The sequence below is a fragment of the Brevundimonas sp. genome (assembly GCF_035627055.1).
Taxonomy (GTDB): domain Bacteria; phylum Pseudomonadota; class Alphaproteobacteria; order Caulobacterales; family Caulobacteraceae; genus Brevundimonas.
This window is the reverse complement of sequence record NZ_DASPMM010000025.1, coordinates 56701-76668: the sequence shown is the minus strand read 5'-3', so window position 1 is coordinate 76668 and position 19968 is coordinate 56701. Positions and strand designations below refer to the sequence as shown.

At 69.6% G+C, this 19968-nt stretch carries 22 protein-coding genes; 10 read left to right on the top strand and 12 right to left on the bottom strand.

Annotated features, from left to right (window positions below; translation table 11 throughout):
• Positions 1 to 12 precede the first annotated feature (12 nt).
• Complete coding sequence (locus VEA98_RS14180) at positions 13 to 762, bottom strand: ABC transporter ATP-binding protein (RefSeq protein WP_324815932.1); 750 nt, start codon at positions 760 to 762, stop codon at positions 13 to 15.
• On the bottom strand, positions 762 to 1934 hold the full coding sequence (locus VEA98_RS14175) for an ABC transporter permease (RefSeq protein ID WP_324815761.1): 1173 nt from the start codon (positions 1932 to 1934) through the stop codon (positions 762 to 764). The genes VEA98_RS14180 and VEA98_RS14175 overlap by 1 nt, the downstream gene beginning before the upstream one ends.
• 160 nt (positions 1935 to 2094) lie before the next feature.
• On the opposite strand from VEA98_RS14175, the gene VEA98_RS14170 reads away from it, so the two are divergent.
• Entirely contained in the window at positions 2095 to 4164 is a 2070-nt protein-coding gene (locus VEA98_RS14170; protein ID WP_324815759.1) for a S46 family peptidase, read from the top strand.
• A gap of 218 nt (positions 4165 to 4382) precedes the next feature.
• A complete protein-coding gene (locus tag VEA98_RS14165; RefSeq protein WP_324815757.1) occupies positions 4383 to 6467 on the top strand; it encodes a S46 family peptidase in 2085 nt (694 codons plus the stop codon).
• Positions 6468 to 6488: 21 nt separating this feature from the next.
• Here the strand turns inward: VEA98_RS14165 and VEA98_RS14160 are convergent, their stop codons facing one another.
• The 6 genes from VEA98_RS14160 to VEA98_RS14135 all read right to left on the bottom strand — a co-directional run bounded on the left by VEA98_RS14160 (position 6489) and on the right by VEA98_RS14135 (position 11189).
• Positions 6489 to 6833 carry an endonuclease domain-containing protein gene (locus VEA98_RS14160; RefSeq protein ID WP_324815755.1) on the bottom strand — a complete coding sequence of 115 codons (345 nt, stop codon included), beginning with the start codon at positions 6831 to 6833 and terminating at the stop codon, positions 6489 to 6491.
• Positions 6834 to 7006: 173 nt separating this feature from the next.
• Positions 7007 to 7642, bottom strand: a complete 636-nt coding sequence (pgsA, locus tag VEA98_RS14155; protein ID WP_324815753.1) for a CDP-diacylglycerol--glycerol-3-phosphate 3-phosphatidyltransferase — start codon at positions 7640 to 7642, stop codon at positions 7007 to 7009.
• Positions 7643 to 7699: 57 nt separating this feature from the next.
• Positions 7700 to 8323: a carbonic anhydrase gene (locus tag VEA98_RS14150; protein ID WP_324815750.1), complete on the bottom strand. Its 624-nt coding sequence runs from the start codon at positions 8321 to 8323 to the stop codon at positions 7700 to 7702.
• Between the two features lie 21 nt (positions 8324 to 8344).
• Positions 8345 to 10243 (bottom strand): excinuclease ABC subunit UvrC, encoded by a 1899-nt coding sequence (uvrC, locus tag VEA98_RS14145; RefSeq protein WP_324815747.1) that lies wholly within the window; start codon positions 10241 to 10243, stop codon positions 8345 to 8347.
• 16 nt (positions 10244 to 10259) lie between these two features.
• Positions 10260 to 10706, bottom strand: coding sequence for a DMT family transporter (locus VEA98_RS14140; RefSeq protein WP_324815745.1), 447 nt, complete (start codon positions 10704 to 10706; stop codon positions 10260 to 10262).
• A 9-nt stretch (positions 10707 to 10715) separates the two neighbouring features.
• Positions 10716 to 11189, bottom strand: a complete 474-nt coding sequence (locus VEA98_RS14135) for an NUDIX domain-containing protein (protein WP_324815742.1) — start codon at positions 11187 to 11189, stop codon at positions 10716 to 10718.
• 28 nt (positions 11190 to 11217) lie between these two features.
• On the opposite strand from VEA98_RS14135, the gene VEA98_RS14130 reads away from it, so the two are divergent.
• The 6 genes from VEA98_RS14130 (at position 11218) to VEA98_RS14105 (ending at position 14137) form a co-directional block, all read left to right on the top strand.
• Positions 11218 to 11349 carry a hypothetical protein gene (locus tag VEA98_RS14130; RefSeq protein ID WP_324815739.1) on the top strand — a complete coding sequence of 44 codons (132 nt, stop codon included), beginning with the start codon at positions 11218 to 11220 and terminating at the stop codon, positions 11347 to 11349.
• A complete protein-coding gene (locus tag VEA98_RS14125; protein WP_324815737.1) occupies positions 11342 to 12100 on the top strand; it encodes an SDR family oxidoreductase in 759 nt (252 codons plus the stop codon). The genes VEA98_RS14130 and VEA98_RS14125 overlap by 8 nt, the downstream gene beginning before the upstream one ends.
• 3 nt (positions 12101 to 12103) lie before the next feature.
• A complete protein-coding gene (gene folB, locus VEA98_RS14120) occupies positions 12104 to 12508 on the top strand; it encodes a dihydroneopterin aldolase (RefSeq protein ID WP_324815734.1) in 405 nt (134 codons plus the stop codon).
• Between the two features lie 71 nt (positions 12509 to 12579).
• Positions 12580 to 13317 (top strand): hypothetical protein, encoded by a 738-nt coding sequence (locus VEA98_RS14115; protein ID WP_324815732.1) that lies wholly within the window; start codon positions 12580 to 12582, stop codon positions 13315 to 13317.
• Between the two features lie 12 nt (positions 13318 to 13329).
• The gene (locus tag VEA98_RS14110) at positions 13330 to 13728 is read left to right on the top strand and encodes a hypothetical protein (RefSeq protein WP_324815729.1); all 399 of its coding nucleotides are present in this window, start codon (positions 13330 to 13332) and stop codon (positions 13726 to 13728) included.
• Positions 13729 to 13849: 121 nt separating this feature from the next.
• On the top strand, positions 13850 to 14137 hold the full coding sequence (locus tag VEA98_RS14105; RefSeq protein WP_324815727.1) for a GNAT family N-acetyltransferase: 288 nt from the start codon (positions 13850 to 13852) through the stop codon (positions 14135 to 14137).
• A 12-nt stretch (positions 14138 to 14149) separates the two neighbouring features.
• Here the strand turns inward: VEA98_RS14105 and VEA98_RS14100 are convergent, their stop codons facing one another.
• Positions 14150 to 15136, bottom strand: coding sequence for an SDR family oxidoreductase (locus tag VEA98_RS14100; RefSeq protein ID WP_324815724.1), 987 nt, complete (start codon positions 15134 to 15136; stop codon positions 14150 to 14152).
• 50 nt (positions 15137 to 15186) lie between these two features.
• Between VEA98_RS14100 and VEA98_RS14095 the strand changes: the two genes are divergently transcribed.
• A complete protein-coding gene (locus VEA98_RS14095) occupies positions 15187 to 15855 on the top strand; it encodes a DUF4126 domain-containing protein (RefSeq protein ID WP_324815721.1) in 669 nt (222 codons plus the stop codon).
• On the opposite strand, the gene VEA98_RS14090 is transcribed toward VEA98_RS14095, so the two are convergent.
• The gene (locus tag VEA98_RS14090; protein ID WP_324815719.1) at positions 15852 to 16163 is read right to left on the bottom strand and encodes a hypothetical protein; all 312 of its coding nucleotides are present in this window, start codon (positions 16161 to 16163) and stop codon (positions 15852 to 15854) included. The genes VEA98_RS14095 and VEA98_RS14090 overlap by 4 nt on opposite strands.
• A 110-nt stretch (positions 16164 to 16273) precedes the next feature.
• Entirely contained in the window at positions 16274 to 17287 is a 1014-nt protein-coding gene (gene dusA, locus VEA98_RS14085) for a tRNA dihydrouridine(20/20a) synthase DusA (protein WP_324815716.1), read from the bottom strand.
• 93 nt (positions 17288 to 17380) lie between these two features.
• Here dusA and VEA98_RS14080 point away from each other — a divergent pair, with 93 nt between their 5' ends.
• Positions 17381 to 17950 carry a DUF4142 domain-containing protein gene (locus tag VEA98_RS14080; protein WP_324815713.1) on the top strand — a complete coding sequence of 190 codons (570 nt, stop codon included), beginning with the start codon at positions 17381 to 17383 and terminating at the stop codon, positions 17948 to 17950.
• Between the two features lie 33 nt (positions 17951 to 17983).
• Here VEA98_RS14080 and VEA98_RS14075 read toward each other — a convergent pair whose 3' ends face one another.
• A complete protein-coding gene (locus tag VEA98_RS14075) occupies positions 17984 to 19846 on the bottom strand; it encodes a monovalent cation:proton antiporter-2 (CPA2) family protein (protein ID WP_324815710.1) in 1863 nt (620 codons plus the stop codon).
• Between the last annotated feature and the right edge of the window lie 122 nt (positions 19847 to 19968).

The window sequence follows — 19968 nt, the reverse complement described above, 5'->3', positions numbered from 1 at the left end:
CCTTGGGATCGGTCAGTGCGAGGCCAGGGTGGCGTCGGGATTGGGAATGCGGCGCTGGTCGTCGATGATGACGCCATCCTCGATGTGGATGACCCGGTCGGCCCAGGCCTCGAGGCGGGGATCGTGGGTCACGCAGATGACCGCGGCGCCGTGTTCGGAGGCGGCTCGGCGCAACAGGCGGATGACCACCTGGCCGTTCTCGCCGTCGAGGGCCGAGGTCGGCTCGTCTGCGAACAGGATCTGCGGGTCCTTGGCGAGGGCGCGGGCGATGGCCACGCGCTGCTTCTCGCCGCCGGAGAGCGCCGATGGCCGCTGGTGCAGGCGCGGACCGAGACCGACCTCCTCCAGCGCCAGTTTGGCGCGGCGTTTGGCGTCGCCCTTGGACAGGCCCTGGAATTTGAGCACCACCTCGACCTGCTGCAGGGCGGTCAGGGCGGGGAACAGGTTGAAGCCCTGGAAGATGAAGCCGCAGTGATCGAGGCGGAACCGGTCGATCCGGCCGGAGGACAGCTTCCACAGGTCGTCGACGTCGAGCGTGTCGACCCGGCCGTTCTCGGGCCGAAGCAGGCCGGACAGGGCCGCGATCAGCGTCGACTTGCCCGAGCCGGACGGCCCCATGACCATGGTCAGGTCGCCGTGGCGGGCGTCGAAGTCCACGCCCTTCAGAACCTCGACGAAGCTCTTGCCGGACTTGAACCGCTTGACGAGACCCTTGGCCTCGATGGCGAAGTCGCCGTGCTTGCCTTGAACCTTGGTCGTCATCATCGCAGCAGGTCCGCGGGCTGGCTGTTCTTGAGGATGCCGAGCGACAGAAGGCCGGACAGCATGGCGATGAGGACGAGGCCGCCGCCGACGACGATCAGCAGGATCGGCGGCAGGGCGATGATCACCCCGTTGGCCATGGCGAACAGGGACAGCAGCCAGGTCAGCAGGATGGCCGCGCCGGTGCCGACGATGCCGACCCAGAAGCTGAGCTCCATGACGATGCGGCGCAGCGAGCCCATGCCGACGCCAAGGGCGCGCAGGGAGGCGAACTCCTTGATGTTGGCCATGATGGCGCCGCGCAGGGTCTGCCAGGTGATGGCCACGCCGATGATGACGCCGAGCACCACGCAGCCGCCCAGGATGATGACGATGATTCCCTCCTCGAACATGCCGGCGGCGTTGGCGTCGGCGAGCTGCTGACGGGTCCAGGCCTTCCACTGGCCGCCGCCCTGGGCGTTCAGCTGGGCCACCACGACCTCGGCCTGGGCGGGGTTGCGGATCTTGACCATCAGGGGACCGACGCGCGGGCCGGTGTCGGCCTGGCCCAGCATGCGCAGGGTGTCGCGCGACATGACGATGGTCGGCTGCATCATGTTCGGATAGCCGCGCAGGACGCCGACCACCTTGACCGTCTGGCCGTTGAACAGGGCGCGGTCGCCCAGTTTGACCCCGAGCGGGGTCAGGGCGGTCTCGTCGATGGCCACGGCGTAGGGCTGGCGCAGGGCGTCGACCAGCTCCTGCGAATAGTCGGTCGGAATGGTCACCGAGCCCGGGGCCGTGTCGATGATGTTGACCAGCACGCTGCGCTGTTTCGGGGCCCCGGCCTTGGCCCGGTCCGCCGCGGTGGCGGTCGGGTCGACGTCCTTGATGTTCTGGAAATTGCCGCCGCTCATGTCGAGCGGCTTCACCTCGATCACGGCCGGGTTGTTGTAGGCCAGCGGGATGAAACGGCGCGGCATGCCCATGGGGCCGCTGAACAGGGCGGTCGCGCCGGGCGGCATGATGAAGATGTCGGCGCTGGACCGTTCGATGGCGGCGGTGAAGCCCTTGCCGATGCCGATGAACACCCCGGTCATGGCGAGCACGAGCAGTCCGGACAGCGCGAGCGCCATCACGGCCGCCATGTAGCGGCGCCACTCATAGAGCAGGGTGGAGAGTGCAAGCGACATCGAAACGAACGGGCCCCCGGGTGTTCCGTGTTATCTGACGGCGGTATTGGTTGGGGCCAAGTTAAATCGGGTTAAGGGCATGTGGACGGTCTTCGTTCATCGGCGGTAGGTAGGGTGCGTATTCGCACCGGCGCGCGCCGGTTTCTGGAGAGTTTCCGGCATGATCCTTCGCTCGCTTCGTTCCGCCGTCTCGGCGACCGCCTCCCTCGCCGCCGTCGCCGGGGCCATGGCCGTGATGGCCGCTCCGTCCGCCGCCCAGGCCGACGAGGGCATGTGGACGTTCGACAACTTCCCCATCCAGGCGGTGAACCAGAAGTACGGCGCCGGCATCGACCAGGCGTGGCTGGACCGGCTGCGGCTCGCCTCGGTGCGCATCCAGGGCTGTTCGGCCTCGTTCGTCTCGCCCGAGGGGCTGATCCTGACCAACTGGCACTGCGTGGTCGGCTGCTCGCAGGAGCTGTCGGACGCGCAGCGCGACTATGTGAAGAACGGCTTCACGGCCCGCACGCGCGAGGAAGAGGTGCGCTGTCCCGGCCAGACGGCCGAGGTGCTGACCGAGATCACCGATGTCACCGCCCGCGTCCAGGCGGCCGGGGAAGGCCTCGAAGGCGCGGCCTTCAATGCGGCGCGCCAGGCCGAAGTGGCCAGGATCCAGAACGAGGCCTGCGCCGGCGACGCCCAATTCAGCTGCCAGGTGATCAGCCTGTACCGCGGCGGCCAGTACAGCCTGCACAAATTCCGCAAGTACGACGATGTGCGCCTGGTGTTCGCGCCGGAGAACCAGGCGGCCTTCTTCGGCGGCGATCCCGACAATTTCAACTTCCCGCGCTACGCCCTCGATGCCGGCTTCCTGCGGGCCTACGAGGACGGCAAACCGGCCGAGACGCCGACCTTCCTGAAGTGGAATCCGAAAGCCCCGAAGGAGGGCGACGTGACCTTCGTGTCCGGCAACCCGGGCTCGACCTCGCGTCTGCTGACCATGAGCCAGCTGGAGCGGCTGCGCGACCAGCAGCTGCCGGTCACCCTGATCCAGAACTCCGAACTGCGGGGCCGCCTGCTGGAGTATTCGCTGACCGGCGACGAGGCCAAGCGGGTGTCGTTCGATCCGATCTTCGGCCTCGAGAACAGCTTCAAGGTCTACTACGGCCAGCAGGGCGCGCTGACCGACCCGGCCTTCATGGCGAAGAAGCGGGCCGAGGAGGATGAGCTTCGCGCCCGCGTCGCGGCCGATCCCAGCCTGGTGCAGCAGATCGGCGATCCGTGGGCCGATCTGGCGCGCGTGCAGACGGTCGCCACTGAACTCTACCTGCCGTACCGGCAGCTCGAGCAGGCGGCGGGCGGCGGCTCGCAGCTGTATACCTGGGCCCGCGCCCTGATCCGCGCCGCCAAGAACCCGGCCATGAGCGAGGCGCAGCGCGCCCGGCTGGCCGAGGCCATGGGCGAGGAGACGCCGGTCTCGACCGACATGGAAGAGATCCGGATGCGCTACTGGCTGTCCAAGACCCGCGAGTACCTGACGGTCGACAATCCGCAGGTGAAGGCCATGCTGGGCCGCGAGAGCCCCGAGGCGCTGGCGGATCGCCTGATTTCGGGGACGAAGCTGGCCGACCCGGCCTTCCGCCGCCAGGCGGTGGGCATGACGGTGGAGCAGCTGTCGGCCGCCGACCCGCTGCTGGCCTTCGTCGCGGCCAACGACCAGGCGGCGCGGGCCATCGGCGACCGCTGGGCCGCCGAGATCACCGCCCCGACCGCGCGCGCGGCGGAAAAGGTCGCCCAGGCGCGGTTCGCGGTCTACGGCGCCAACCAGTATCCGGACGCCACCTTCAGCCTGCGTCTGTCCTACGGGGCGGTGGAGGGCTGGAGCTACCGCGGCGTGACCGTGCCGCCGTTCACCTACATCGGCGGCCTGTATGAGCGGGCCACCGGGTCGGAGCCGTTCAACCTGGCCCAGGCCTTCGCCGATCACGAAGGCGAGGTGAACAAGCAGACCGTCTTCGACTTCGTCTCGACCAACGACATCATCGGCGGCAACTCCGGGTCGCCGGTGGTCAACGCCGAGGGCGAGGTGATCGGCGCCGCCTTCGACGGCAACATCCACTCGCTGGGCGGCGCCTTCGGCTATGACGGCGAGCTGAACCGGACGGTGTCGGTGTCGACGGCGGCGATCACGGAAGCGCTGCGCAACGTCTATCCGAACCCGCGCATCCTGGAGGAGCTGGGGGTCGAATAGCGTTCTTCTCCCCTTGCGGGAGAAGGCAGCAGGCGAAGCCTGACGGATGAGGGGTCGCGCCGGTCTTGCCGGGCGACCCCTTCGTCATTCATGGTCGGACCGACGTCGACATCCGTCGGCAAGACCCCTCATCCGACCCGCTTCGCGGGCCACCCGTCGCAGTCGTCGGTTCCACCGACGCCTTCTCCACCCGCAGGGGGAGAAGGAAGGAGATAGACATGCGCCTTTCATCCGCCCTCGCCGCTTCCGCCGCCGTCCTCGCCTTCGCCGCCGCCTCGAGCGCCCGGGCCGACGAGGGGATGTGGACGTTCGACAACTTCCCCATCGCCCGGGCCAACCAGGCGCTGGGCACGAACATCGACCAGGCCTGGCTGGACCGGGTGCGGCTGTCGTCGGTCAAGTTCGGCGGTTGTTCGGCGGGCATCGTCTCGGGCGAGGGCCTGGTGATGACCAACAACCACTGCGTCGCCACCTGCGTGGCCAACCTGTCGACCCAGGCGATCAACTACGCCGAGACCGGTTTCGCCCCGCGCACCCGCGAGGACGAGGTCAAATGCCCCGGCTCCAGCGCGGAGGTCCTGACCGACATCGCCGACGTCACCGAGCGCATGCAGCGGGCCGGCCAGGGGCTGTCGGGACAGGCCTTCACCCAGGCCCGTGACGCCGAAGCCGGTCGCATCGAGCAGGAAGCCTGCGGCGGGGACCCGAACAAGCGCTGCCAGGTTGTGACCCTGTACCGCGGCGGCCAGTTCAAGCTCTACACCTACAAGAAATACTCCGACGTCCGCCTGGCCTTCGCGCCGGAAGACCGGGCCGCGACCTTCGGGGGCGACCTGGACAATTTCAGCTTCCCGCGCTTCGCCATCGATGCGGCGTTCATCCGTCTGTACGAGAACGACGCCCCGGCGCAGACGCCGATCCACTTCAAATGGAACGCCTCACGGCCGGTCGAGGGCACGCCGGTGTTCGTCTCCGGCAGCCCCGGGGCGACCCAGCGCCTGCTGACCCAGGACCAGCTGATGACCATCCGCGACGTGGTGCTGCCGATGGACCAGCTGATCGCCTCCGAACTGCGCGGCCGGCTGATCCGCTATTCCGAGGAAGGCGAGCGTCAGGCCTTCGAGGCCATGGACCCGATCGTCGGTCTCGAGAACACCTACAAGCGCGGCGTCGGCCGCATGCGCGCGCTGACCGACGCCCAGTTCATGGCCATGAAGGCCGCGCAGGAGGCGGACTTCCGCCAGCGCCATGCGGCCGCCAACGCCGGCGCGGCCAACGACCCGTGGACCACCCTGGCCGGCGTGCAGCCCGCCGTGCGCGAACTCTATGCGCCGATGGCCCTGCTGGAGGGCGGCACCGGCATGGGCACCACCTCCGTCGCCGGCGGCTCGCAGCTGTTCAACTGGGCCCGGACCCTGGTTCGGGGCGCGCAGGAGCGGGCCAAGCCGTCGGCCGAGCGGCTGCCGGAATACGCCGACAGCCGTCTGGCCAGCGTGCAGACGGGCCTGTTCGCCGAGCGCCCGGTTTATCCGGAGCTGGAGCAGATCCGGATGGAGTGGTGGCTGTCCAAGACGCGCGAATGGCTGACGGTGGACGATCCGCGCGTCCGCGGCCTGCTGGGCCGGGAGTCGCCCGAGGGGCTGTCGGCGCGGCTGGTCGAGGGCACGAAACTCGCTGACCCGGCGGTGCGCCGGGCTCTGTGGGAAGGCGGACTGGCGGCGATCGAGGCGTCGGATGATCCGATGATCCAGTATCTGCTGTCGATCCAGGACGAGACCCGCGCCGTGCGGTCGGACTGGGAGGCGCGGGTCGAGGCGCCGACCAACCGCGCCTCCGAACAGCTGGCCGCCGCCCGGTTCGCGGCCTATGGCGACGCGGTCTATCCGGATGCGACGGGGACGCTGCGGCTGACCTACGGCCGGATCGAGGGTTCGGACGTGCCCGGCCAGCGGTTCGGGGCCTTCACCACCTTCGCGGGGCTGTGGGACCGGGCGACCGGCGCGGCCCCATTCGACGTGGCGCCCAAGCTGCTGGCGGCGAAGGACCGGATCGACCCGGACACGGTGATCGACATGGCGGTGTCATCGGACACGATCGGCGGCTCGTCGGGCTCGCCGGTGGTCAATGAAGCGGGCGAGATCCTGGGGGCGAATTTCGACTCCACCGTCCTGACCCAGCGCAACGCCTATGGCTACGACCGCAACGTCAACCGGTCGGTGATCGTGACGACGGGCGCGGTGACCACGGCGCTGCGGGATGTCTACGGGATGGAGCGTCTGGTGGAGGAGATGGGGGGCGAGTGACGCTGGCGGTCTCCCTCCCCTTTATGGGGAGGGTGGATCGGCGCAGCCGAGACGGGTGGGGTCGAATCCAAGCGCCGTTCTGATTTGAACCATGACGCCTTCGAAGTTGTCACGGATCGCCTCGTTCGGAATCCGGATCGTCCGGTAGCCTTCGCGCGCCAGCACCTCGTCTCGAATACGGTCGTGTTCCAATCGATGCTCGTGCATGCGCCCGTCGACTTCGATCACGAGGCGACGGCTGTGACAGACGAAGTCGAGGAAATATCCGCGGAAGGGCGCTTGCCGTCGGAAGTGAAAGCCCTCGGCTCGCAGCCGCTTCAGCACGGCCCAAAGTCGGCCTTCCGGCGGTGTGAGCGCCTTCCGCATCTCACGGCACCGAGTCTTCGCGTCCATGAGCGATTGCAGCGCGCCAAGGCGCACAAGTCAAGATTGAGGCAGAATAGCAACCTGTGCTTGATCCGGGGACGGCCCGAGCCCCACCCTGACCGCTTCGCGGTCTGTCCCTCCCCATAAAGGGGAGGGAGAAGAGACGTGTCCCCCTACAGCTGCCGCATCTTCTGCTGGGCCTTCGAGAAATACTGCCAGCCGGTCCAGAGGGTGACGACCGCCGCGACCCAGATGAGGACGTAGGCGAAGGTCTGGAAATGCGGCTGCCATTCCAGAGGCCAGCCGAAGCCGTCCCACAGCAGGGCGATCTGCAGGGCGCCAAGGGCGATCATCTGCAGCATGGTCTTCCACTTGGCCAGCAGGGTGACCGGCAGCTTGACCTTGCCGGCCACGGTCTCGCGCAGGGCGGAGACGGCGAATTCGCGGAACAGGATCAGGCCGCAGGGAATGGCGCTCTGGGCGACCGAGCCCCAGGCGAGGACCCCGAGGATGGCGCCGGTGACCAACACCTTGTCGGCGATCGGATCGAGGATGGCGCCCCAGCGGGTGGTCGCGTGCCAGCGCCGCGCCAGATAGCCGTCGACCCAGTCGGTCGAGGCGGCCACCACGAAGATGGCGAAGGCGGTGCGGCCGAGGCGAAACTGGTCGTCGGGACTCAGATAGTCCGACAGCACCGGAATGCCCTGCGGCGCAGCGCCCGCGAGGATCAGGAACATCACCACGCCGGCGACGAGTCGCAGGCCCGTCAGGATATTGGGGATGGGGTTGGCGTGGGGGGTGGGGGTCATGCTTGGCATCCGTGCTGCAACGCCGATGTGCCACGCTTCGATGCGCGAGGCGAGCGGTCAGCCGAGCGGTTCGAACCGTCCGGGCCCGTTGAGCGCCGTCAGCACGCCGTCGGCGATGCCGAAATGCAGACCCGTGAGGGTCAGCTCGCCCGCCGCCTCGCGCTCGGCGATCCACGGGAAGGTGCGCAGGTTCTCCAGCGACAGGCGCACCACGGTCTCCTCGGCCAGGCGCTCCGTCTCTTCGGCCGGGAAGCTCTCGCAGATCAGCCGGACCACGGGGGTGGCCTGGGCCACCCACGGCGCGACGAAGTCGTTGCAGGTCTCGGGCGCCCCGTTGAGCATGGCGTGAACGCCGCCGCAGTAGGCGTGGCCCATGACCACGATGCGCGACACGTTCAGGACCCGGACGCCGAACTCCAGCGCCGCCGAAACGCCGTGCAGCTGGCCGTCCGGCTGGTAGGGCGGCACCAGGTTGGCGACGTTGCGGACCACGAACAGCTCGCCCGGCGCGGCGTCGAAGATCAGGGCCGGATCGGCGCGGCTGTCGGAACAGGCGACCACGAGGGTGTGCGGCTTCTGACCGCTGGCCAGGGATTCGTACTCGGCCCGTTCCTGCGGCCAGCGCTGCTCGCGGAAGCGACGGTAGCCAGTGAGCAGGGCGTTCGCGGATTCGTCTGACATGGTGGTGCTTCTAGGCCCGGATCAGCTCTTGCGGAAGAAGGCGTGGATGCGTTCGGCGAGGGGCTGGTTGATCCCCTCCACCTTGACCAGGTCTGCGACGCTGGCGCGGGAGACGCCCTTGGCCGAGCCGAAGGCGTGCAGCAGGGCCTTCTTGCGGCCGGGTCCGACGCCCTCGATCTCGTCGAGCGGATTGCGCTTGATGTCCATCGAGCGCCGCTTGGCGTGGGCGCCGTTGGCGAAGCGGTGCGCCTCGTCCCGCAGCCGCTGGATGTAGTAGAGGGCCGGCGACTTGAGCGGCAGCATGAAGGGCGGCTTGCCCGGCACGAAGAAGCGCTCCATGCCGGCGTCGCGGTCCGGTCCCTTGGCCACGCCGACGGCGAGGATGTCGTCGAGGCCGAGGTCGGCCAGCACGGCCTGCACCTCGGCCAGTTGGCCGGCGCCGCCGTCGATGAGCAGCAGGTCGGGCCGTTCGACCTCCTCGCCCTCGTCCTCGTCCTTGACCAGCCGGGTGAAGCGGCGGCGCATGACCTCGCGCATCATGCCGTAGTCGTCTCCGGGGGTCAGCTCCTCGCCGCGGATGTTGAACTTGCGGTACTGGTTCTTGCGGAAGCCCTCCGGCCCGGCCACGACCATGCCGCCGACCGCGTTGGTCCCCGAGATATGGGCGTTGTCGTAGATCTCGATGCGCTCGGGGCGACCTTCCAGACCGAAGGCCTCGCAGACTTCCTCGAGAATTTTTCCCTGGGCCGAGCTTTCGGCCATCTTGCGGCCCAGCGCCTCGCGGGCGTTGGTCAGGGCGTGGTCGACAAGGGCCTTGCGGTCGCCGCGCGCGGGGCGCTCGATGCTGACCACGCGGCGGCCGTCGACGGTCTTGGCCTTCATCGAAAAGGCCTCTTCCAGCAGTTCCTTCTCGTGCGGGACGACGTTGGAGAGAATCTGCCGCGGCACCGGCTTGTCTTCATAGAACTGGCCGAGGAAGGCGGCGAGGATTTCGGCGTCCGTGTCGCTGCGGTCGACGCGGGGGAAGTAGGCGCGGCCGCCCCAGTTCTGGCCGGCGCGGTAGAAGAACACCTGGACGCAGGCCTGGCCGCCGTCGGAGTGCAGGGCGAAGACGTCGGCCTCGGCGACGCCGGCGGCGCTGACGGAATTCTCCATGGCGATGGCTGACAGGGCGCGGATACGGTCGCGGACCCGGGCGGCCTGTTCGAAATCCATGTCGTCCGACGCCGCCTGCATCTCCTTCGACAGGCGGCCGATGACGGCGCGCGACTTTCCGCGCAGGAAGGCCTCGGCCTCGTCGACCAGACCGCCGTAGTCCTCGAGCGAGATCAAGCCGGTGCAGGGGGCCGAGCAGCGCTTGATCTGGTGCAGCATGCAGGGCCGGGTGCGGGTCTCGTAGACGCTGTCCGAACACGAGCGCAGCAGGAAGGCCTTCTGCAGCGTCGTCAGGGTCCGGTTGACCGCCCAGGTCGAGGCGAAGGGGCCGAAATAGTCGCCCTTGATGGTGTGGGCCCCGCGGTGTTTCCGGACCTGGGGGGCGCGATGGTCGCGGCGGATCATCAGCTCGGCGAACGACTTGTCGTCGCGCAGCACCACGTTGAAGCGCGGCTTGAGCTTCTTGATGAAGTTGGATTCGAGCAGCAGGGCCTCGGTCTCGGAGGCGGTGACGACCAGCTCCATCGAGCGGGTCAGCGACACCATCAGGCCGATGCGCTGGGTGTGGAACCGGCCCTGGGCGTACTGGAGGATGCGCTTCCTCAGCGAACGCGCCTTGCCGACGTAGAGGCAGGTCCCGTCCTCGCCGTACATGCGGTAGACGCCGGGCTTGTCGGGCGCGCGCCGGGCCTCGTCGCGGATCAGGTCGGCGGCGACCAGCGAGGGCGGCGGCGTCTCGGCGGCGGGAATCGTCTCCTCGGTCATCCCGTCCGATATAGGCCTAGAATTTGCGCACCATAAGGACGCCGGCGATCACGAGGCCGACGCCGGCGACGCGGCCGAGGCTGATCGGCTGCTTCGGCATGCCCATGGCCCCGAAATGATCGAGCACCACGCTGAGCAGAAGCTGGCCCGCGACCATCAGGATGATGGTGGTGGCTACGCCCAGCCGGGGCACGCCCCAGGCCGCCGCGACCACGAAGATCGCCCCGTACAGCCCGCCGACCCAGGCGTACCACGGCAGGGCCCGCGACGCGGCGATGTCCGGGCGCACCTGCAGGATCACGGCGAGAATGCCGAGCGCCGCCGTCCCGACCGCGAACGACACGAAGGCGGCGTTCACCGGCGAGCCGACCGCCCCCATCAGCTTGGCGTTGGTCGGCGCCTGGAGAGAGGTGGCGGCGCCGCCGAGGACCACGGCGATCATGGCGAGAAGGGAGGGGTTCATCGGGGTTGGCTACCAGTTTGTCGCGCACTCCGCACCGCCGAAAACCTCGGCCAGCCGCGCCCGGCTCGCGCGGTGGGTGTCTTCCGGCAGGGCGGCGGGGTCGAACCAGCCCACGTCCGCGATCTCGCCGTGGGCGGTGCGGTCAGTCAGGGTGAAGCGATCGATGCGATAGACCAGCACGTGGTCGCCGCGGAAATGGCGCTCGTTGGCGTGGACGCTGACCAGGGCCGGGCGGCCTTCAACGATGACGCCGGCCTCCTCGCGCATTTCGCGGATCAGGGCCTCCTCGCATGACTGGCCGCGCTCGACGCCGCCGCCGGGCAGCCACCAGCCGTGCAGATAGGTGTGCTTGACCAGCAGGACGCGGCCCTCGCTGTCCACGACCACGCCGCGCACGCCCAGGGTCATGCCGCGAGCGGACCGGGCATGGGCGAAGAACAGCGGCCGGACGAAGGGCTCCAGGCGGGTGCGCCACGTTGTCATGGGCGGAACGATAGGGCCTGGCGTCGTCTTGAACAGCCGGGCCCGGCGCTTTATTGCCGGGCTCAACAAGGAGCATCACATGCTGGCCCTCTTCATCATCGTCGGCTTCGTGGCCGTTCTCGCCGCGATCAACTTCATCGAGTTCGGCCGGGTTGACTGAGCCGGCGGTCCGGAACGGCGCCGCCCTCGTCACCGGCGGGGGGCGGCGCATCGGCCGGGCCATCTGTCTGGAGCTGGCGCGGGCCGGCTTCGACGTCGTCGTTCATTATCGATCCTCCGGCGCGGCGGCCGAGTCCGTCGCCGATGAGGTGCGGGCGCTGGGCCGCCGCGCCGCGACCCTGTGCGCCGACCTGTCCGACGAGAGCGCGACCAGGCGGCTGATCCCCGACGCCGTGGCCGCGATCGGGCCGCTGGCGGTGCTGGTCAACAACGCCTCGGTGTTCGAGGACGACCGCGTCGGGTCGCTGACGCGCGAGACCTGGGACGCGCACATGGAGACCAACCTGCGCGCGCCCGTGGTGCTGGCCGAGGCGTTCGCGGAGCAGGCGCCGGATCGCTCGGCGATCGTCAACCTGCTGGACCAACGGGTTCTGAAGCCGGACCCCCGCTTCATCTCCTACGCCCTGTCGCGCAACGGCCTGTGGTGGGCGACGCAAACCCTGGCGCAGGCGCTGGCGCCGCGCATCCGGGTGAACGGCGTGGGCCCGGGCCCGACCCTGCCCTCGAGCCACCAAACGCCCGAGCAGTTCGAGGCGGAGGCGCGCGCCACCCTGCTGGCCCGTCCGGGCAGCCCGGAGGCGGTGGCCTCGGCGGTGCGATGGCTGGTGGACGCGGAGCTGGTGACGGGCCAGATGATCGCCGTCGACGGGGGCCAGCACCTGGCCTGGCAGACCCCGGACATCGTGGAGTAGCCCGTGGCCGCCTCATCTCCCCTGCCCTTCCCGGGCGCCGACGCCGCCCCGGGCATCCGCCGCGAGGGGCTCACCGTCTTCGTGCGCGGGCTGGAGGTCGCCGCCGGCATCGGCGTGCACGACCACGAACTGGGGCGGCTGCAGCGGCTGGTCATCGACGTCAGCCTTGAGCTGGCGCCCACGGCGGTCGAGCGGCTGGCCGACACGATCAACTATGAGACCGTGGCGGAGGCGGCGCGCGCCATCGCGGCCGAGGGACACGTCGGCCTGGTCGAGACCTTCGCCGAACGGCTGGCGCTGGCCATGCTGGCGGACGCCCGGGTGCGCCGCTGCGCGGTGCGGATCGAGAAGCCGGGCGCGCTGGACGGCGCTGTCGCTCCCGGCTGCGAAGTGACCCTGTCGCGCTGACCCGGCGCGTTCCGCGGTTGCGCCCGCCGCGGCTGACCGTCATTCTGGACCCAGGACTCGAAGGACCCCCGATGGCCGAACCCGGCGATCCGCAAGCCCCGGACGATCATGACGACCTGATCGGCTTCGCCTCGCCCGCGTCGCTGCAAGGGCGCCTCCGCACGCCCGAGGATCCGGAGCCCGGCGCGGCCGCCCGCCCGGATCCTGAACCGGATCTGTTCACCGTTTCCGTCGCCGCGTCGATCCCGGTTGAGCCGGAAGCCGAACCGGTTCCGGTGACGCCTGAGCCCGATCCGACGCCCATCGCGTCCGTCGGGGCTTCGATCCCGATCGAGCCCGACCCGGAACCGGCGCCTGTCGAACCGCCGCCGGCGATGACCGCCCCCTCTCCGGCGCCGATACCGGCAGCTTCCATCTTTGAACCCTCGCCCGAGTTCTCGACCCGTCACCGGCGACGCGAACCGACGACCATTCCAGGAGGCGGCATGGGCCTGTACGCGGTCTACGCGCTGATCCTTTTCGCCATCCCGACGCTGGGCGCGTCGGCGGTGATCGGCCTGCTTGCGGTCACCGGCCGGGCCGGGCCCGACGATCCCCTCTCGCTGTCCCATTTCGTGTACCAGCAGCGGACCCTGTGGACCGCCGCGGTGGCCGCGGCCGTCGGCCTGATCTTCTTCATGGCCCCGTTCGGCCTCGGCCCGGCGATCATGTTCTTCGCCGCCCTGTGGCTGGTCGTTCGCGGGGCCGCCGGCGTCTGGGCGCTGAAGGCGGGGCGGCCCATCGCCGATCCCCGCGGCTGGTGGATCTGAAGGAGCCGCGCCATGAGCACCCCGCCTCACGAGGAGCGCCCCCGCTTCGGGTCGGGCCATTCCGACGACGGCAAGGTCGCGGCGCTTGTCACCTGGGCGCTCTACATCCTGTCGATTCCAAGCGTCGCCCTGCTCGTGCCGATCGGCCTGGTCGTGGCCTATGTCGCCCGCGGCGGCGCGACAGGGGTCGCGCGGCAGCACATCGACGCCCAGATCCGGCTGTTCTGGTCGACCTTGATGTGGACGATCGTCTTCTCCGTCCTGTGGCTGATCAGCCTGGCGCTGTCGGTGATCGTGATCGGCATCCCGTTCCTGTTCCTGTTCTGGGGCGCGCTGTTCCTGCTGATGGTCTGGTTCACCGTGAAGAGCATCTTCGGGCTGATCGCGCTGCTGGGCGATCGGGCGCCCTGAGGCGCCGACGCGACAGGTGTGCGCCAATCGCCGGCGACCGGCGCTCGCCGGGGAACGAGAGGCGCCCCTTGGTGTTGCCGCAATGTCGGAAGGCCGACATTCGAGCAGGGAGCCTTTGCAGATGACTGACCTCCGCGACGTTCTGGGTCAGCAGCGGTATGAGCAGGGCTTCACCGACCCCGAGGGCCAGACCCGCACGGTGCATGCGGACTACGCCGTCCAGGGCGACACCCGTATCATCCTGCACGTCGAGGCCGACCCTGCGCTGAGAGGCACGGGCGCGGCGGGCGCCTTCATGCAATCGCTGGCTGAACACGCCCGGGCCGAGGGGCTGAAGCTGGCCCCCCGGTGCAGCTACGCCGTGGTCTGGCTGAAACGGAACCGGCAGTACGACGACGTGGTCGCCTGAGGCCGGCGCCGGTCAGCCGCCGCCGTAGCCGCCGATGATCGGCAGGATTTCGCCGGTGATGTAGCTGGAGCACTGGGGCGAGGCGAAGAAGACGAAGGCGGGCGCGATCTCCTCGGGCTGGGCCGGACGCTTCATCACCGTCTGCGAGCCGAATTTCGCGACCTTCTCCGCCGGCTGGTCCGCCGGATTGAGCGGCGTCCAGACCGGACCCGGCGCGACGACGTTGACCCGGATGCCCTTGGGCGCGAGGTGCGTGCCCAGAGAGCGGGCGAAGGCGTGGATGCCGCCCTTGGTCATCGAATAGTCGAGCAGGTTGTCATTGCCCATGATGCCGGTCACCGACCCGGTCATGACGATGGAGCCGCCGCTCTTCATGTGCGGAACCGCCGCCTTCACCAGGTTGAAATAGCCGTAGAGGTTGGTCTTCAGCGTACGGTCGAAATGCTCGAGGGTCAGGTCCTCCAGCGCCTCGACATGCTCCTGGAAGGCGGCGTTGGGCACCACGACATCGAGACGGCCGAAGGCGTCGAGGGTCGCCTTCACCGCCGCTTCCGAGAAGGCGGGATCGGCGGCGTCGCCTTTCAGGACGATAGCGCGGCGGCCCTCGGCCTCCACCGCGGCCTTCGCAGCCTCGGCGTCCCGTTCCTCGTCGAGGTGGCAGATGGCGACGTCGCAGCCCTCGCGGGCGAACAGGACTGCCACGGCTCGGCCGATGCCGGAGTCGGCGCCGGTGATGATCGCCGCCATCCCCTCCAGCTTGCCCGAACCCTTCCAGAACGGCGCGTCATACATCGGCGCCGGGTCGAGCGCGGCCTCGTCGCCCGGTTTGCGCTGGTGCTGCTCGGGGAAGGGCGGTTCGGGATATTTGCGGGCGCCCGCCTGGACCGCGCCCTCCTTCTCCGAGCCGCCGCCTTCCGAAGCCCTGGCGTCGATCTCCGCCTGAATCTTCCGCTCCTGGTCGGCGATGCGGTCGGCGCGGTTTTCGAAGCGGTCGTCCATGGTCGGGGCTCCTGTTTCGGGGATGACCGGAAAGTCGATGGAGCGCCCGGGTGTTCCCGCGCATTGTAGCTGTGCGGTTCAAGGAGGCGGCGATGCCCGAGGTCGATCTGGAGGCGCTGGGTGCGGCGACGGGGCCCATGCAGGTCTGGGTGCTGCCCGCCCTGCTGGGGCTGGGTCTGGCCTCGGCGACCGGGCTGCGCACCTTCCTGCCGCTGCTGATGCTGGCGCTGGCGGCGCGCTTCGAGATGTTCGGCGTGCGCCTGATCGACCAGATGGACTGGCTGGTCTCTTGGCCGGCCATTGCGGCGCTGGGCGTGGCCACCACGGCGGAGTTCCTCGGCGACAAGGTCCCGGCCATCGATCACGCCCTGAACGCGATCGGCTATGTCACCCGGCCCGTCGCCGGCGCCATAGCGGCAGGCAGCGTGTTCTGGGCCGTCGATCCGGCCATGGCTGCGGTGGCTGGCCTGATCGTCGGCGCCCCGGCCGCCCTCGCCTTCAACGCGGCCCAGACCGGCGTGAGGGTCGGATCGACCGCGACGACGGGCGGGCTGGGCAATCCGGTGGTGTCCTTCATCGAGGACGTGCTGGCCTTCTTCACCGTAATCGTCGCCTTCCTGGCGCCGATCGTCATCCCGCTGGTGCTGCTGGTGCTGGCGGTGGTCGTATTCCGGCTGGCGCGCCGTATCCGGGAGGCCCGGACGACGCGGACCGCCTAGAGGACGCGGCTGACGATGGCCTTCAGGGTCTCGGCCTTGGCCGGAAGGTCGGCGGACAGCCGCCCCGCCAGTTCGCGCGCCCCGACCGGGTAGGCGTCGCCGCCGTCGGCGATCTCCTTCGCCATGCGGGAGGCCTCCAGCAGCACCCGCTCGAGCGCCTCGACCTGTTCGACGGCCAGGGCGCGGGCCTCGAGCTGCAGCCGTTTGACGCGCTCGGTGGTGGTCTCCGGGGTGCGCATAAGGTCGTAGATTTCCGCGTCGCCGGGGACGAGGCGCAGATCGGGCTTGGACGGCGGGCTTTTCGGCATAGGGCTCTCCTGCCAAGCCGAATGCGAAGCGGCGCCGCTGTGTTCCCGGGCGAAAGGGTAAACGGGCGACAACCGGGACCGGTGTGTTTCCGTTGCATCACGAAACCGCGTCAGGCGGCCTGGGTGCGCAGCTCCGTCCGGGCCTCGGCCTCGCGCACGGCGTCGACGGCCCGGTCGACCACCTCCATCCCGGCACCGGGCCGGACGGCCTCGACCGTGAGGATGCGGCGGAAGGCGCGGGCGCCGGGACGGCCATGCATCAGCCCCAGCATGTGCCGGGTCATGGCCGGCAGGTGCACGCCCTCGTCCAGCCGGGCCTCCATGTACGGGCGGTAGCGCCGGATGGCCTCGAAGGCGTCGATATCCGGCGTGGCGGCCCCGAACAGGCGGCGATCGGCTTGGCCGAGGATGGCGGGCTCGTGGTAGGCGGCGCGGCCCAGCATGACCCCGTCCAGCTGTACGCCGTCGCCCGGGTCGAGATGCGCCTCGGCCTCGTCCAGCGAGGCGATGCCGCCGTTGATGCTGATCGACAGGTGGGGCCGCTCCCGCTTCAGCCGGCGCACCAGGGCGTAGTCCAGCGGGGGGACGTCGCGGTTCTCCTTGGGCGACAGACCCTGCAGCCAGGCCTTGCGGGCGTGGACGATGAAGACGTCGATCCCGACGGCGGCGCAGGCGTCGACGGTCTCGAACAGCGCCACCTCAGGATCCTGGTCGTCGACGCCGATGCGGCATTTCACCGTGGCCGGGACGCTGACCGCGCCCTTGATCGCGGCCATGCAGTCGGCGACCAGCGGCGGCTCGCGCATAAGGCAGGCGCCGAAGCGCCCGGACTGGACCCGGTCGGACGGGCAGCCGACATTCAGGTTGATCTCGTCGTAGCCGAAGGCCTCGCCGATGCGCGCCGCCTCGGCCAGTTGATCCGCATCGGAGCCGCCGAGCTGCAGCGCCACCGGATGCTCGACCGCATCGAAGCCGAGCAGCCGCTCGCGGTCGCCGTGGATCACGGCCGGGGCGGTGACCATCTCGGTGTAGAGCAGGGCCCGGGACGTGAGGGCGCGATGGAACGCCCGGCAGTGCCGGTCGGTCCAGTCCATCATCGGGGCGATCGAGAGGCGGCGGTCCATCGGGCGGCGCTTCTACACCGAAGTCGGGCGCGAGGCGACCTTGGGAACCTTTGGCATTGGCTACGGTTCATCGGGACTCAAGGAGGAATTCCCATGATCAGACCACTTCTCGCCGGCGTCGCCTGCGTCGCCCTGCTCGCCGGCTGCAACCAGGAACAGAGCCCGGAAGCCGTCGACAAGGTGCAGGACGCCGCCGCGGGTCCGGTCGGACAGACCTCGGCCGCGACCATGGGCGCCAACATGGTGTCGGCCTATGTGCCGAACGCCGCCATGGGCGACATGTACGAGATCCAAGCCGCCGACATCGCCCTGCAGCGGTCGCAGAACGCCCAGGTCAAGGAGCTGGCGACGATGATCAAGACCGATCACACCGCCGCCTCCAACGCCATGAAGGGCATGCTGCCGCAGGCCGCGCCGAACGTGACGCCGCCGGCCGATCTGGACGAGCGGCGGCAGGGGCTGATCGACAACCTGCGCTCGGCCTCGGCCGAGAATTTCGACCGCACCTACATCGACCAGCAGATCGCGGCGCACAACGAGGCCCTGACCCTGCACCGCGGCTTCTCCAACGAGGACTCGCCGCTGGCCGCGCACGCCCGCTCGGTGGCGCCGAAGATCGAGGCCCACCTGCGCCAGGCGGAGCAGCTCAAGGCGGGGATGTAACCACCCCGTCGCGGATACGAGGGCCGGCGCCGATCAGGCGCCGGCCTTTTCGCGTTCCTCGTCCTCTTCCAGCGCCTCGGCCGCCTCCTCGTTGAGGGCCCGGCCTTCGCGGCGCGGCTTGACGTAGGGCTCGGGGCGGGTGGTGCGGATGTTGCCGCGCATCAGCGAACGTCCCGCCTGGATGCCCTCGACCAGCTGGAGCGAGAACCGCTCCTCGTCGCGGCGGCGGACGTCGGCGATGGTCTCGCGCGCCTCCTCGGCGCTGAAGCCGAGGTCGATCAGCACCTGCTCGCCGAACACCAGGGCGCTCTCGAACAGTTCGCGCATCTGGTACTCCACCCCGGCCTGGACGAGGCGGATGGCGTGGCCGCGGTCGTAGGCGCGGACGAATAATTTGGTCAGCGGGAACTCGGACTTGACCAGTTCGACTATGCGGTCGGCGGTTTCCTGCCTGTCGACGCAGACGAGGATGGTCTCGGCGGATTCGGCGCCGGAGGCGCGGAGCACGTCGAGGCGCGAACCGTCGCCGTAGAAGACCTTGAAGCCGAAATTGCCGGCGGCCTGGATCATCTCGACGTCGGTGTCGATGATCGACACGTCGACGTCGCGGGCCAGCAGCGGCTGCGACACGACCTGGGCGAAGCGGCCGAAGCCGATGATCAGCACCCGCTCGCGCAGTCCCGCCGCCCGGTCCACGCCGTCCGCCTTGTCCGGGTCGAGCGTCGATGCGGGCATGAAGCGGCCAACCGCCATGGTCGTGAGGGGCGTCAGGACCATCGACAGGATGACGATGGCCGTCATCGAGGCCGAGACGCGGGCGTCGAAGATGCCGACCGACAGGGCCGCGGCGTAGAGCACGAAGGCGAACTCGCCGCCCTGGGCGAACAGGGCCGCGCGCTCGACCGCCTCGCGCTCGCCGTGTCGGAACAGGCGGGCGACGGCGTAGATGGCCACCGCCTTCACCGCCATGAAGGCGATCACGCCGCCGAGGATCACCTGCCAGCGGTCGATGACCACGCCGACGTCCAGGGACATGCCGACGCTGAGGAAGAACAGGCCCAGCAGGATGGCGCGAAACGGCTCGACGTCGGCCTCGAGCTGGTGGCGGAACACCGACTCGGACAGCAGGACGCCGGCCAGGAAGGCGCCCATGGCCATCGACAGGCCGCCCATGTCCATCAGCCAGGCGGCGCCGGCGACGACCAGCAGGGCGGCGGCGGTCATCACCTCGCGACCGCCGTAGCGGGCGAGGATGCGGAACACCGGGTTCATCAGGTAGCGACCGGCGAGGAAGACGACCGCGACCGCGCCGACGGCCAGGCCGAGCGTGCGCCACAGCGGCGGAGCCGTTTCGCCGCCCAGTCCCATGGCGCCCGCCATGACGGCGACGACGGCCAGCAGCGGCACGATGGCGATGTCCTCCAGCAGCAGGATCGACACCGCCCGCTGCCCCTTGCCGGAGCCCAGCTCGCCCCGCTCATCGAGCGTCTGCATGATCACGGCGGTGGAGCTGAGCACGAAGCCGGCGGCGGCGACGAAGGCGACCGGCACCGACAGGCCCGCGGCCATGCCGGTCAGGGTCAGCAGGGCGCTGGCGGCGACGACCTGGGCCGCGCCGAGGCCGAAGATGTCCCGCTTCAGCTTCCACAGCCGGGACGGGCGCATCTCAAGGCCGATGATGAACAGGAAGATGACGACGCCGAACTCCGCGACGTGCAGGATCACCTCGGGCTCGGCGAACAGGCCGAAGCCGAACGGCCCGATCGCCAGGCCCGCCGCCAGATAGCCGAGCACCGAGCCCAGGCCGAGCCGGCGGAACACCGGCACCGCGATCACGCCGGCGGCGAGCAGGGCGGCCACATGGCCAAGGTCCAGTCCGCTCGTCGGTTCCGCCATTTTCGATGCCCCGTCAGCCTTGCCGTTGATAGTGGGGTGCGGGGCGGGTGAGCGCCAGCCCGGCAGGCTGGCCGAAGTCAGGCTTCGTCAGACGACCCGCCACGGCTTTGCGCCGAGGATGG

What these genes read in the sequence shown, in the direction of transcription:
- VEA98_RS14170 (WP_324815759.1), top strand. Translation starts at nt 2,095, where the DNA reads ATGATCCTTCGCTCGCTTCGTTCCGCCGTCTCGGCGACCGCCTCCCTC.
- VEA98_RS14150 (WP_324815750.1), bottom strand. Translation starts at nt 8,323, where the DNA reads ATGTCAGACGAATCCGCGAACGCCCTGCTCACTGGCTACCGTCGCTTC.
- VEA98_RS14110 (WP_324815729.1), top strand. Translation starts at nt 13,330, where the DNA reads ATGAGCACCCCGCCTCACGAGGAGCGCCCCCGCTTCGGGTCGGGCCAT.
- VEA98_RS14105 (WP_324815727.1), top strand. Translation starts at nt 13,850, where the DNA reads ATGACTGACCTCCGCGACGTTCTGGGTCAGCAGCGGTATGAGCAGGGC.
- VEA98_RS14100 (WP_324815724.1), bottom strand. Translation starts at nt 15,136, where the DNA reads ATGGACGACCGCTTCGAAAACCGCGCCGACCGCATCGCCGACCAGGAG.
- VEA98_RS14175 (WP_324815761.1), bottom strand. Translation starts at nt 1,934, where the DNA reads ATGTCGCTTGCACTCTCCACCCTGCTCTATGAGTGGCGCCGCTACATG.
- VEA98_RS14115 (WP_324815732.1), top strand. Translation starts at nt 12,580, where the DNA reads ATGGCCGAACCCGGCGATCCGCAAGCCCCGGACGATCATGACGACCTG.
- VEA98_RS14090 (WP_324815719.1), bottom strand. Translation starts at nt 16,163, where the DNA reads ATGCCGAAAAGCCCGCCGTCCAAGCCCGATCTGCGCCTCGTCCCCGGC.
- dusA (WP_324815716.1), bottom strand. Translation starts at nt 17,287, where the DNA reads ATGGACCGCCGCCTCTCGATCGCCCCGATGATGGACTGGACCGACCGG.
- VEA98_RS14180 (WP_324815932.1), bottom strand. Translation starts at nt 762, where the DNA reads ATGACGACCAAGGTTCAAGGCAAGCACGGCGACTTCGCCATCGAGGCC.
- uvrC (WP_324815747.1), bottom strand. Translation starts at nt 10,243, where the DNA reads ATGACCGAGGAGACGATTCCCGCCGCCGAGACGCCGCCGCCCTCGCTG.
- VEA98_RS14160 (WP_324815755.1), bottom strand. Translation starts at nt 6,833, where the DNA reads ATGCGGAAGGCGCTCACACCGCCGGAAGGCCGACTTTGGGCCGTGCTG.
- pgsA (WP_324815753.1), bottom strand. Translation starts at nt 7,642, where the DNA reads ATGACCCCCACCCCCCACGCCAACCCCATCCCCAATATCCTGACGGGC.
- VEA98_RS14075 (WP_324815710.1), bottom strand. Translation starts at nt 19,846, where the DNA reads ATGGCGGAACCGACGAGCGGACTGGACCTTGGCCATGTGGCCGCCCTG.
- VEA98_RS14080 (WP_324815713.1), top strand. Translation starts at nt 17,381, where the DNA reads ATGATCAGACCACTTCTCGCCGGCGTCGCCTGCGTCGCCCTGCTCGCC.
- VEA98_RS14140 (WP_324815745.1), bottom strand. Translation starts at nt 10,706, where the DNA reads ATGAACCCCTCCCTTCTCGCCATGATCGCCGTGGTCCTCGGCGGCGCC.
- VEA98_RS14165 (WP_324815757.1), top strand. Translation starts at nt 4,383, where the DNA reads ATGCGCCTTTCATCCGCCCTCGCCGCTTCCGCCGCCGTCCTCGCCTTC.
- VEA98_RS14135 (WP_324815742.1), bottom strand. Translation starts at nt 11,189, where the DNA reads ATGACAACGTGGCGCACCCGCCTGGAGCCCTTCGTCCGGCCGCTGTTC.